This is a genomic window from Grylomicrobium aquisgranense, from assembly GCF_033971865.1.
In the GTDB taxonomy this organism is placed as follows: Bacteria; Bacillota_I; Bacilli_A; order Erysipelotrichales; family Erysipelotrichaceae; genus Bulleidia; species Bulleidia massiliensis.
The window spans coordinates 61,007-74,111 of sequence record NZ_JALBUR010000004.1 but is presented as its reverse complement, the minus strand read 5'-3'; the positions used below and the strand labels follow the sequence as shown (position 1 = coordinate 74,111).

The window sequence follows — 13,105 nt, the reverse complement described above, 5'->3', positions numbered from 1 at the left end:
ACAACACACCCATTGTCACGCCATTCAAAACAGCATATGATAAGGAACGCAAAGGAGAACATTGTGCCATCCCGTACTGAAATATTCGCTGTTCATGCACTGTCCGTTGCGGCAAGTGCAGATACGATACAAAACCATCTTTCATCCATGCCGGGCATCCAGCAGGTCACCGTCAACACTGCGATCCGCACCATGGATGTCACTTTTGATGATGCTAAAATCACCAAAGAAGATATCCTCAAAGCCATCCAGGCATGCGGCTATGATGCCTGCCTGCGCCATGAAGCACTTCCCTGCATGCCAGAAGCAGGAAACAGCAGAAATCTGAAAACAAGACTCTCTTTCAGCATCTCTCTGCTGACACCACTGGCTCTCATCCTGCCATGCAGCACTCTTTTTTTCATTGGCTTACTGGCAGCCATTCTCTGCCTGCAGAAAGAACAGGCCGTCACATGCCTTCATCATCTGAAACACAGGCAGTGGGATGATCAGGCCGTCACTGCATGTCTCTTCATTGCGTTTCTGCCAGTGATCTGTCTGCTTTTCATCACAAAGAACCAGATTCATGCCACAGCAGCTGCCTGGACTGCTGTCACAGGCATCCGCCTTTCTCTTCTGGCATCTGCAGAAAGAAAAGAAAACCAGGAAAAGCAGAGATTTGTCCCGGCAGAAGTCAGGGAAAAAGCACACTTGCTGAAAGGCAGTCAGGAAATGACCATCAGCCCGGATGAATTGCAGCCAGGTGATCTTCTCGTCCTGCGGAAAGGAGATACCATCCCGGCAGATGGCACAATCAGGGAAGGCGCGGTCCGGATTGAAAACAGTCAGGGTGAAAAGCATGTCAGGGATGATCTGTTTGCCGGTGAAAAAGTCTGCCATGGTTACTGCACATGCCGTGTTGAAAAGGCTGGCAGTCAGACTGCCATCGCAAGCCTCTGGCACAAGGCGCTGCAGAATACGGACACTGTTCCTGACGGTATCCTTGCAAAAAAGAAAAAGGATATCCAGATCAGCGCCGGCATCATGGCGGCAGTCTTTGTCATTGCCCTTTTGATTACCGGACAGTTGAGCGCTGCATTTGTCAGTGCCCTTGCCATTCCAGCATCCATCTATCCCTGCGCAATGGCAGCATTCACAGCAAAGACCCAAAGATCCTTCAGTCTGGATCTTGCCAGACAGAATCTCTTTTTACAGACACGCCGCAGTCTGGAAGATCAGAAGATTGAGACCATCTTTCTCGAGCAGGATGATATTGTCACAAGCCGCGAACTGACAGTCTGTGACTTTTTACCTGGCAAAGACATTGATATCCATATCATGGAGATGAATGCCGGTGATGCCATTACCCATCGCAAAGATCACTTTGCCAAAGCATTGCAGCGCTATCTGCGCAGTCAGAAGCTGACCAGTGAAAGCGCCGGCGCCTTCTGTGCCATCAGGAATGACAGCTGCGGGAAAACGATGAAGCTGGAAACACCTGCAGATGTCAAAAAAGCAAGGCTCGATACAGCATCCTGGGATGAAGCGATCAAGGCAATGGAAACAGAAGGCAAAGAGATACGCCTATTGCATGATGGTTCCCATATCATCGGTCTGGTTTCTGCCCGCAAGGAAATTCTGCCGCATGCAAAAGATGCCATATTATCATTGAAACAGCAGGACATGCATGTTGTACTGCTCGCTCATGGCACCAAAAGTCCTGCCGGATATCTGCAGAAAGAAACCGGTGTGGATGAGGTGAAATGGAATGTGTCCTGGAATCAGAAGGAAGAACTTCTGAAAAAGGAAACAGAAAATGGAAAGGCATGTGCTTTTGTCTGCAGCACAGACATGGCCAGCCACAGTGCCTCTTTACAAATCCGCATGCACAGCATGCAGGATGATACAAGCGACATCATCATCCCAGGCAATGATCCTGCCTCTTTGCCTGTCATCTTCAAATACCAGAGACAGATGTCTGATACCCTGCTTGCAAAGCAGAATCGCATACAGCTTTATCATACGACTGTCATGGTGATCTGCCTTGTGTCTGCCATCTTTGTGCACAGCCTGTTTGTGCCATATCTTCTCAGCATTGCCAGTGTCATTTTTCAGTTTTTAAATTACAATGCACGCAGATGAAAAGACCCGCATCACACAATGCAGGTCTTTTTAATCTGGAATGATGTAGAAGACGGATTTCTGTATCCGCAGAAGAATCTTCTTCTGTTTTTTCCAACTGTGCAGCTGCTCTCGATCTCAGCCTTGATCTGCCTGCTGTCACACTGATTGTTTGCTAATCTCAGTCACTCATGACACTTGCGTGCCACTCTAACAAATGCATCAATTGTCAGACGAACCTGTCCATCGGTCTGTCCTCATGCAGACTTTCACTTTCTTTCATCCGGCTTTTCCGGTCCATGATACCCGTATTCCGAAACCTTTCTGCACTGTTTCGAAATACTCGGACTAATATTCGAGGAGCACCTTCTTCATAAGCATTACCTCCGTTTCAATTGGGAATCCTGCTTGATTTCTCTTGGTACTTTTATAATAGCTTCTGCCCCCTTCTTTACCAGTCTTGTTTTGCATTTTTTATTCGTCTATTATATATATGTTGGCAGTACGTAAGAGATGGAGGCATGAATGATACAGGATATCGCTCCGCATGTCATGCATAATGAATACAAGCCCAGAGACCCCCGGGCAGATGACTATGTCTTTTCCTTTGATGGCAATAATGTCCATCTCAACCATGACAATCTTTTTTTCCAGGTAAAAGACCTGCCGGATCAGCGGCATCTGGACTATCTGTTCCGGATTGATGATACGGCCTTTTTTCTGAGTGATCTCAAAGATCTTGCAGTATCTTCCATCAATACGTACAACCTGCGTACCTTGGAACCAAAGTGGCTGTCCTTTGCGGCCATCACTGGCTGGCAGATTGATGCCTGGATGCAGATCAATAAGAGATGTGGAAGATGCGGCCACCTGATGGTCAAGGATACCAGAGAGCGGGCAATGCGCTGTCCCAGCTGCGGCAATCTTGTCTATCCCCGCATCATGCCCGCTGTCATTGTCGCTGTGATCAATGACAAAGGCGAGCTGCTGGTGACCAAATATGCGCATGGACGCTATCAGAAATACGCCCTTGTGGCAGGATACAATGAGATTGGTGAAAGCATTGAACAGACCGCGATCCGTGAAGTCAAGGAAGAGACCGGTCTGGATGTTGGCTCTTTGACGTATTACAAATCACAGCCATGGGGCTTTACTTCCACATTGCTGTTTGGCTTTTATGCCCATGTGATCGGCAGTGATGCCATCACCATGGACTCAAATGAGCTGCGGGTGGCCCGCTGGGTCAAGCCAACCGATGACATTGATACCGGCGGCAATGCCTCCCTCACCAGTGAAATGATTCATAACTTTATCGAAGATAGCGCAAGAAGACCCCTTACTTCAGGCAGGGGATGAATTGCGCCTCTTTTTATGATATTTGCCGTACTTCCCGGATTTCACGTACTTTCGTTTGTGCTCTTCTGTAGGCTGAGACTGCACATACGCTTTCAGCTTTTCGATGGTAACGCCGCCTGTGGTTGAAATATAGTAGCTGTCGCTCCATAAAGAGTCTCCATGCAGAAGACGGCTGATCTCAGGGAGATGATCCCTCCTCAGAATGCGGGAGGTGACTCCCTTCAGAGAATTAATGATTTCAACCACCGAATAGCAGGGTGACAGATCTGCAAGGATATGCACATGGTCTTCGTCTGTCTCGATCTCCTGTACGTGTCCCTTCTTGTCTTCGATCAGACGAATGCATTCTGACTTGAGCTGGTCTGCCACATCGCCAGTCAGCACTTTCCGGCGGTACTTGGTCACCAGTACAATATGGTAAGACAGGCTGTATACGGCATGGGCGCTGTGATATTCGTTCATGGATTGTCTCCTTTCAAATATAACCAATATTGAATATTACAGTCTAAGTATACGGAAAAAGTGCATAATATGCGGTATAATAAGACTGTAAAATATAAATTTAAACCAAATAGAAAGGGGCGCTGTTATGGCAGTCAGAACACTGTTTTCCAGACACATCAGTAAAGGCAGTCTCGATCCGGAAGAGCTGAATGCGCTGCTGTGCGATATCGCTCTTTTCAATCAGATCAAGCACACTGCGACCGCTATGCAGGAAATACAGAATACTTCTGCCCGCGAAGCGACAGGTGTCCCTGACCGCCGGAAGAAAGAAAACCGCACAAAGGAGCACCCTGTTTCTGCGCATGTGCAGCTGAAGCAGAAATACCATGCGGACGATCATTTTGTGAACAGCGCCATCACTGAGGCAAAAGGTGCTCTTCAGTCCGCAAAGGAACTGAAGAAACAGAATATTTCGGAATGGCAGGAACAACTGAAAGATAATAAAAACAAGATTAGGAGCACAAAGCAGCAGCTCACGCGAATGCAAAACCTGCGGAAGAAACTGAAAAGCTGGTCAAAGAAGAAAGATCCTGCATATGAGCTGTCCGGTGTTAAAGAGCGCTATGATAAGGAGACCGAGTGCTTTGAAGTCATGAACCTGCGCACCTATAAAGCAATGCAGAGCTATGAGAATGCGTACCTCTTCGAGGTACAGTACATCATTCCACGCATCCATGAGCTGAAGAACAGACTGGCCCACCTGGAACAGAGGAAGGAACTTCTGAAAGACCGTATTGCCAGAGAAAATGAGCCCGCGTCTGTCTGCTATGGGGGCAAAAAGCTCTTCCGCCAGCAGAACAATGGCAAATATCCGAACCATGCGACATGGAAACGGGCTTGGCAGAAGAAGCGTTCTCATGCATTGATGATTACAGGCAGAAAGGACGCTTCCCAGGGAAACTTCCGCTTCTCCTATAGCACAGAAACCAGAGGGCTGATATACCGCTCACAGCAGATGAAAAACGGGGAACCCGTTCTCGTGCATCTGAAAAACGTGGTGTTCCCCTATAAACAGGAATTCGTGAACCAGGCTGTCGGACTGCCGGCACATGAAAGGCACGCTGTCTCGTGGCGCATCATTGAGACGAGCGGATCCTTCCTGATCCAATGCATCGTCACCGTTCCCGAGAAGAGAATGGTCGAATTCATAGGCGATGGCTGTATTGGCATGGATACCAACTATGACAATCTGTCGATCAGCGAGACCGACGGAAGCGGCAACATTCTGCGTCACAAAGTCATCCGATTCGATCTGGAAGGTGCTTCTTCCGGTCATGCAGAACAGATCATCTCGTCTGCATTGGATGAGGCATACTGCTGGTGTCGTAAATCTGCAAAACCGCTTGTGATGGAGTGCCTGAAGCTGAAGCATACTGCAAACCGTTATGGCAGTAAAAAGAAAAACTTTGTCACTTCACGGTTTGCGTATTCGACCGTCACTGCACTTGCGGAATCCAAAAGCTATAAGTACGGCATCGCCCTGAAGAAGGTGCATCCTGCATATACATCCCAGGCAGGAAAGCTCATCTTCATGAAGCGGTATGGCATGTCTGTCCATGAAGGCGCTTCTGCCGCCATTGCAAGACGCGGCATGGGCATCCAGGAAAAAGTGCCTCTTCTCATCAAAGTCATTGATCCCAGCATCAATTGGAATCAGCCACGCAGACAGCAATGGTCTGCTGCATATAAGATCACAAAACAGCTCCGTGCATCAGAAATGTATGCACTTGCGATATAGACAGCATCACCGCAGCAGGATAACCGCTTCGGCAGCCGTGGAACCAGAGGAAGAAACGGAACCGGGCGGATGAAATATCCTGCTGCGGATAAAGCTCTGAAGGTATCAGAAACGCGTGCTTCTGAGAAGCTGCGCTCCGCAGAAGCCTCAGCTTCAAAATACCCTGGAGCCAGGAAGCCCCATAGTGAATCGGGGGAGTTCCGCTGCCGTAAGGCAGTCAGAGGCCCTATCCTTCAGGGTAGGGAGAATTCACCAATGGAAAGGTCGGATGAACATGGATTTCAATCAGATTTTCTATCAGATCTACCCGCTTGGACTCTGCGATTGTCCTCATGAAAATGATGGTGTTGTTTCTCACAGAGTTTTGCATGTGCTGGACTTTGTGCCGCATCTGCAGAAACTTGGCGTAACAGCTGTATGGTTTGCACCGGTCTTTGATTCTGACCGGCATGGCTATGATACCCGTGACTACCATAAGATTGATGTGCGCCTTGGCACCAATGAAGATTTCAGGCAAGTCTGTGATGCTCTGCATCAAGCAGGCATCAAAGTCGTGCTGGATGGTGTATTCAACCATGTCGGCAGAGGTTTCTGGGCATTCCGTGATGTCCAGGAGAAAAAGTGGGACAGCCCCTATTCCGACTGGTTCTATATCAACTACAACGATACGTGGGCAAAGGACGGCTTTACGTATCAGAACTGGGAAGGCCATGATGAACTCGTCAAGCTCAACCTGCAGAACCCGGAAGTATGTAAATACCTGCTGGACAGTATCGATCTGTGGGAACAGGAGTTCCACATTGACGGTCTGCGGCTGGACGTCGCCTACATGGTAGATCGAAACTTCCTGCGGCAGCTTCATGACCATGTGCAGAACTACGGCAAAGATTTCCTGCTGTTAGGAGAAATGATCGGCGGCGACTACAATGTCCTGCTCAATGACTGCCACCTCGATTCGGTGACCAACTATGAATGCCGCAAGGGCATTTATTCCTCTTTGAACAGCCACAATCTGTTTGAGATTGCCTATTCCTATAACCGCCAGTTCGGTAATGATCCCTGGACGCTGTACCGCGGCAGGCATCTTCTGTCCTTTGTGGATAACCACGATGTTAACCGTATCGCCTCCGTTCTGCAGGATCCACGTGATCTGCCCCTGGCTTATGCCCTTGTCTATGCAATGCCTGGCATGCCATGCATCTACTATGGCTCGGAGTGGGGTGCACAGGGAAAGAAGACGAATGACAGTGACGATCCCCTGCGGCCATATTTTGACAAGCCAGAGTGGAATGCACTGACAGATACCATCGCTGCCATGTCAAAGATGCGGCTGTCACACCGTGTCTTTGCGGATGGTGACTACGAGCAGATCATGGTTAAAAATGAACAGCTGATCTTTGCAAGACACAGTGAAGAAGGACAGCTCACCTTTGCCATCAATATTTCTGATGCACCCATTCACCTGGATGCAGACTTCAAAGTGCAGGAAGGCACGGAACTTCTGACAAACAAAAAGATCAACTTCCAGAATGGGGTTGATCTTGATGGCAAAGCTGCATATTTCTGGTTTACGCCAAATCACTGAGAACGCTGATCAGCGTTCTTTTTCTTTTAGCAAAGCTTCCATATCCTCACGCAATGGCGCTTCGGCATGAATCTTCTGATGGGTAAAGGGCTGTTCCAGCTGAATGCTGGCACAGTGCAGAGCAGGAAAAGACAGCAGGTCCAATCCCCCATACAGCCGGTCTCCCACCAAAGGATGACCGCACCAGGCAAAGCCAGCACGGATCTGATGTGTTCTGCCCGTTAAAAGATGTACTTTCACCAGGCTGAAATCATCTGTTTCGCGGATCACTTCATAACATGTCTGACAAAGCTGGCCATCGGCACTGACCACACGGTCCTTGCGGCCTTCCACTTTCTTCAGACGATATTCCAGCATGCCGCTTTTCTGATCCATATGTCCCTGGATGATCGCCAGATATTCCTTGTGCAGAATATCCTGTTCCCGCTGCTTTGAAAGACGGGCAGCAGCAGGCTGGCTGCGGGCATAAACCATGACCCCGGAAACATCTTTATCCAGTCTGCCGATGGCCCGGATCGTAAACCTGCCATGGTACCAGCTTTGCAACAGCGTACCCATATCATCATCCAGATGTTCATGGGAAGGATGAGCCGGCATGCCGGCAGGCTTGTTTACAATGACAAGATCTTCATCTTCATACAGAATATCCGGTTTGCCCAGAATTCTCTGTGCATGGGCCGTATCCTTTTCCGCAAAGATCAGATGCACAATATCACCTGTTTTGACCGGCTGGGTTACACGGCAGGAAACATCATTGAGAAAGAGTCCATTGGTGAATTTGAGACGGGAGATTTCTCTTCTGGAAAGATGAAGAGACTTAGATAAAACGGTCTTGACTGCAAGACCGTTTTCTTTGTCTGTAATGGTATATGTCAGTTGTTTTGCCATATCAGTCACTGGTGATCTGCGAACGCAGATAGCTGTCAATGAAACCATCCAGATCGCCATCCATGACACTCTGGATATTGCCGGTTTCATAGCCGGTACGCAGATCCTTGACCATTGTATATGGTGCAAAGACATAGGAGCGGATCTGAGAGCCCCACTCATTGGCCTTTACCTCACCCCGCACAGCCGCTGCTCTTTCTGCATTTTCCTTGATGCGCAGCTGCAGCAGCTTGGATTTCAGCATATTCAGGCAGGCCTCACGGTTCTGCAGCTGAGATCTCTGTGTCTGGCAGAAAACTGTGATGCCAGTAGGCTTATGCGTCATACGCACAGCAGAGTCAGTCTTGTTGATGTGCTGGCCGCCGGCACCGGAAGAACGCATGGTAATGACTTCCAGATCATTGGGATCAATCTCAATTTCAAGATCATCCTCAAATTCCGGCATGATATCCACACTGGCAAAACTTGTATGCCGTCTGGCATTGGCATCAAACGGGGAAATACGGACCAGTCTGTGGACACCGGCTTCTCCCTTGAGATAGCCATAGGCCATATGGCCCTCGATCTTGAGCGTCACGGACTTGACACCCGCTTCTTCACCCTCTTCATAGTCAAGAAGTGTCAGCTTGTAGCCCTTCTTTTCTGCATAGCGGGTATACATGCGGTACAGCATGCCGGCCCAGTCCATCGCCTCTGTGCCGCCGGCACCAGGATGAATTTCCAGAATGACATTATGGTCATCATAGGGACCGGAAAGAAGCACCTGAATCTCAAAATCAGAAAACTTCTTCATGACATCCTGATACTCTTCCTGAATGAGGTCGTTCATATCCGGGTCAAAGGAAGAGGAAAGCTCATCCACTCCTTCTGCCAGATCCGCAAGTTCATTGGAGATCGCCGTATGCGTATCTACCAATGATTTCATATTGTTTGTTTCACGAATCAGCTTCTGTGCCTTCTTCTGGTCATTCCAGAAATTAGGTGCCTCCATCAGCTGATTATTCTCTTTGATTTTCTCCTGCTTAGACGCGAGGTCAAAGAGAGGAGCCGAGCTGCTCCATTTTTGCTCGGCTTTGGGCAATGCCCTGCTTCATCTCAAATAATTCCATCAGGCTTTCTTCTCCTCTTCTTTCTTCGGACGATTGTCAATGACTCTTACATTCATGCAGAACGCCACAATTTCCTGGGCAATTGTCTGCATCATATCCTGGAACAAAGTATAACCCTCTTCGATATATGCCTGCAGCGGATTGGCAGACGCATACCCTCTCAGGCCGATACCTGTACGCAGCTTCTCCATCGTATCAATATGATTGGACCATGCACGGTCAATCGTACGCAGCGATACTTCCTTCTCCACCGGCTTGATCTGTTCCTTCACCGGTGCAATCTTGTCTTCATAATACGTCCAGGCCTTATCTACCACAAAGCCGGTCATCTCTTCCTGGTCCATCTCACCAAGATCTTCTTCCTTGACCATGTTCTTGAAGCCAATGTTATTCAAAGCCTCAACCACTGCCTTCTTATCCACAGCGCCCTTGTTGTCAGAATCCTGATGAGCACCGATGATATCGGAAATGACACGCTTGAACATATCCTGAATGACTTCATGCACATCTTCATTCTCCAGAATGAAGTTGCGCTGCTGGTACATCACTTCACGCTGCTGCCGCATCACATCATCGTACTGCAGCAATTGCTTACGGGCGTCAAAGTTCACACCCTCAACTCTGCGCTGGGCACTGGAGATTGCCTTGGATACGGCCTTGGACTCCACCGCCTGATCACCCAGAGAGGCAAACAGACCTTCCATACGCTCAGACCCGAATCTGACCATCAGATCATCCTGCACGGATACATAGAAGCGGGACATACCCGGATCGCCCTGACGGCCCGCACGGCCGCGCAGCTGGTTATCAATACGTCTGGATTCATGGCGCTCAGAACCAAGCACACACAGACCGCCCAGTTCACGCACACCCTCGCCAAGCTTGATATCGGTACCACGTCCAGCCATGTTAGTTGCAATGGTCACAGCACCCTTCTGACCTGCCTTGGCAATGATCTGTGCTTCACGCGCATGGTTCTTCGCATTCAGCACTTCATGCGGGATATGACGTTCCTTCAGATACTTGGAAATCAGTTCCGAAGTTTCAACGGCGATGGTGCCAACCAGCACCGGCTGTCCCTTGGCATGACGCTCGGCCACTTCATCCACCAGCGCAGAGAACTTGGCCTTCTTGGTGCCAAAGACCGCATCCGGATAATCCACACGGATGACCGGCTTATTGGTCGGAATCTCAAACACATACATGTTGTAGATTTCCAGGAACTCTTCTTCTTCGGTCTTGGCAGTACCGGTCATACCAGACAGGCGGTTGTACAGACGGAAGAAGTTCTGATAGGTAATTGTTGCCAGTGTGGCTGTTTCCTGCTTGATGGAGATGCCTTCCTTGGCTTCTACTGCCTGATGCAGACCATCAGACCACTGTCTGCCCTTCATCAGACGGCCGGTATTGGGATCGACGATGACGATCTCATCATCCTGCTCATCCACGACATAGTCCACATCGCGGGCCATGACATAGTTGGCTTTCAACGCCGTATTGATATGATGCAGCAATGCCGTGTGCTGCAGATTATACAGATTCTCAACACGGAAAACCTTCTCAGCCTTGGCAATACCCTGCTCTGTCAGCTGGACTGTACGGGTCTTGAGATCCACTTCATAGTCCTCATCCGCCTTCAGTCTCTTGACAAAGCGGTCTGCCTGCAGATACAGGTTGGCCGTCTGTTTCTGACCGCCGGAAATGATCAGCGGTGTACGGGATTCATCAATCAGGATGGAGTCGACCTCATCGATCAGGGCATAGTTCAATCCCCGCATGACACGGTCTTCCACACGTGTGACCATGTTGTCACGCAGATAGTCAAAGCCAAGCTCACTGTTGGTCGTATAGGTAATGTCGCAGGCATAGGCAGCCTTCTTCTGTGCCCTTGTCAACTGGCGCAGGTTCAGACCAACTGTCAGGCCGAGCCACTTGTGAATCTGTCCCATCCACTGGGCATCACGCTGAGAGAGGTATTCATTGACTGTGACGACATGCACGCCCTTGCCGCTTAATGCATTCAGGTAAACAGCCATGACAGAAGTCAGGGTCTTACCTTCACCAGTCTTCATTTCAGCGATATCACCGCCGCACATCACGGCAGCACCCATCAGCTGAACCTTGTATGGGAACTCACCGATCACACGCCGGCAGGCTTCACGCGCCGTCGCAAATGCCTCCGCAAAGATATCATCCTCACTGGCACCATCCGCCAGACGCTGCCTGAGCTTGGGCGTCTCTGCTTTGAGCTCCTCATCACTCATATTTCTGTATTTTTCTTCCAGATCCAGCACCGGCTGAATCTTCTTCTCAATCTGTCTCAGCTTTCTGGCATCCTCATTAAAGAGCTTGGAAATAAAATTTGCCATGGAAACCTCTCTTTCTGTCGTTTTTACAGCCAGTACATTATATTATTCCAACTGTCAAAAGTCCACGCATCATGGCGCTGCAGGCCATTTTCCCACCCTCTTCCCACGATCTTTAACAAAGCGGTGATTCGCCGATGCACACAATATTTCCACATAACGGACAGATCCCAGTGCGCATTGTGCACCACGCAGCGTTGCGCCGGTTGTGACCGTATCGTCCACCAGCAGAATCTTTTTTGCATCAACAGGTTCCTGCAGAAAAAGATTGGAAGCCATCCGCTCTCTCTCAATCCCTTTTGCTTTCTGATCCAGCTGCTCCCTCAGGCCAAATGGCTCATGCACCTCACCAAGCCAGTCATACATCAGGGCAAGATGGCTGAAACCACGCAGTTTTCTCTTTCTTTCCGTGCTTGGCATCGCACAGACATACCAGTTCCGGTATTTTCGCTTCAGTTTCTTTTGATCCAATTGGAAAAATACAGGTGCCAGGGCTTCATCCCCTGCCTCTTTATACTGAATCAAAGCATGTGAAAAATGTTCTTCGTACAGCCATGGGGCATAGGCAGGCACACCGGCAATCTGAAAATGCAGATCAATGCGCTTCCAGCTGCCCCGGCAGGCAGAACACAGGACATCATTGGATACCAGCAGATCATACAGGCTGTCAGAGCCGATCTCTTTATGACACATCAGACATTGCATTGGCATTCTCCAGTGTTTTCCGGCAGGCAATCGCAGCAGCACTTTTCTGCATGCAAAGAAACAGAATATCTCCATACGGATTGAAGAAGTTTCTACCTGCTCTGCCTGCCATCTGAATCAGACTGCTTTCATCAAAGACACCATGATCTGCGTGAAAGACGCACACATCCACATCCGGAAAGGTCACACCGCGCTCCAGAACTGTTGTTGCAACGATCAATCCTGCATTGCTTTGGCGGAACTTTTCGATCACAGCATCTCTGTTTTCTGTTTTGCTTGTTAAAACAAAGCATTCTTCCCGAACAGAAAGCAGACGGCCAAGCCATCCTGCCATTGAAATGGTTGGTACAAACACCATGCGGCCATGTTCAGAATGCTCACGCAGCCAGTGCATCAGAATGCAAAGCGATACAAAAAGTGGAGCAGTGATAATCCTGGGAACGGGGATCGGCTTTCCATGCGGCCTTGTATACAGCCTGAGATGCATAAGGGTTCCTTCCTTCACCCTTCTTTTCAGCTCTTCATCCGGTGTTGCACTGAGATAGATCACATGGCCGGTACAGCTTCTTGCCGCAATGCTGTGCAGCACCGGATCGCCACGATATGGTTATCTGTAGTCCGATTTACCCCGTAAATAACGTAAACAGCGTAGAGGGTTTTCTACCCTATCAATAACGTAGAGAAAGCGCAGAGCCTAACACTTTGAAAGCAGTCATGTAAGAGAAAAAAGAGCAGGTGATTTTTGCTCCAACCA

Annotated in this window: 10 protein-coding genes; 4 read left to right on the top strand and 6 right to left on the bottom strand. The window is 49.1% G+C overall.

Annotated features, from left to right (window positions below; all coding sequences use genetic code 11):
- Positions 1 to 63 precede the first annotated feature (63 nt).
- Both MOZ60_RS02950 and MOZ60_RS02945 read left to right on the top strand, forming a co-directional pair.
- Complete coding sequence (locus tag MOZ60_RS02950; protein ID WP_370595596.1) at positions 64 to 2,121, top strand: P-type ATPase actuator domain-containing protein; 2,058 nt, start codon at positions 64 to 66, stop codon at positions 2,119 to 2,121.
- A 504-nt stretch (positions 2,122 to 2,625) separates the two neighbouring features.
- Complete coding sequence (locus MOZ60_RS02945) at positions 2,626 to 3,456, top strand: NAD(+) diphosphatase (protein WP_370595595.1); 831 nt, start codon at positions 2,626 to 2,628, stop codon at positions 3,454 to 3,456.
- Here the strand turns inward: MOZ60_RS02945 and tnpA are convergent.
- Positions 3,442 to 3,918 carry an IS200/IS605 family transposase gene (gene tnpA / locus MOZ60_RS02940; RefSeq protein WP_108775154.1) on the bottom strand — a complete coding sequence of 159 codons (477 nt, stop codon included), beginning with the start codon at positions 3,916 to 3,918 and terminating at the stop codon, positions 3,442 to 3,444. The genes MOZ60_RS02945 and tnpA overlap by 15 nt on opposite strands.
- Before the next feature lie 127 nt (positions 3,919 to 4,045).
- Here tnpA and MOZ60_RS02935 point away from each other — a divergent pair, with 127 nt between their 5' ends.
- Both MOZ60_RS02935 and MOZ60_RS02930 read left to right on the top strand, forming a co-directional pair.
- Complete coding sequence (locus tag MOZ60_RS02935) at positions 4,046 to 5,698, top strand: hypothetical protein (RefSeq protein ID WP_370595594.1); 1,653 nt, start codon at positions 4,046 to 4,048, stop codon at positions 5,696 to 5,698.
- Positions 5,699 to 5,972: 274 nt separating this feature from the next.
- Entirely contained in the window at positions 5,973 to 7,283 is a 1,311-nt protein-coding gene (locus MOZ60_RS02930) for an alpha-amylase family glycosyl hydrolase (protein WP_370595593.1), read from the top strand.
- Between the two features lie 9 nt (positions 7,284 to 7,292).
- On the opposite strand, the gene MOZ60_RS02925 is transcribed toward MOZ60_RS02930, so the two are convergent.
- From MOZ60_RS02925 to MOZ60_RS02905, 5 genes are all read right to left on the bottom strand, one after another.
- Positions 7,293 to 8,171, bottom strand: a complete 879-nt coding sequence (locus tag MOZ60_RS02925; protein WP_370595592.1) for an RluA family pseudouridine synthase — start codon at positions 8,169 to 8,171, stop codon at positions 7,293 to 7,295.
- A 1-nt stretch (position 8,172) separates the two neighbouring features.
- Positions 8,173 to 9,280, bottom strand: a protein-coding gene (prfB, locus tag MOZ60_RS02920; RefSeq protein ID WP_370595591.1) for a peptide chain release factor 2 whose coding sequence is annotated in 2 segments (ribosomal slippage) — positions 8,173 to 9,213 and positions 9,215 to 9,280 — 1,107 coding nt in all. Because the reading frame shifts where the segments join, the coding sequence is not laid out codon by codon here.
- A complete protein-coding gene (secA, locus tag MOZ60_RS02915; protein ID WP_277634322.1) occupies positions 9,280 to 11,649 on the bottom strand; it encodes a preprotein translocase subunit SecA in 2,370 nt (789 codons plus the stop codon). The genes prfB and secA overlap by 1 nt, the downstream gene beginning before the upstream one ends.
- 69 nt (positions 11,650 to 11,718) lie before the next feature.
- The gene (locus MOZ60_RS02910; RefSeq protein WP_370595590.1) at positions 11,719 to 12,351 is read right to left on the bottom strand and encodes a ComF family protein; all 633 of its coding nucleotides are present in this window, start codon (positions 12,349 to 12,351) and stop codon (positions 11,719 to 11,721) included.
- The gene (locus MOZ60_RS02905) at positions 12,329 to 12,940 is read right to left on the bottom strand and encodes a helicase-related protein (RefSeq protein ID WP_370595589.1); all 612 of its coding nucleotides are present in this window, start codon (positions 12,938 to 12,940) and stop codon (positions 12,329 to 12,331) included. The genes MOZ60_RS02910 and MOZ60_RS02905 overlap by 23 nt, the downstream gene beginning before the upstream one ends.
- Positions 12,941 to 13,105: the final 165 nt, after the last annotated feature.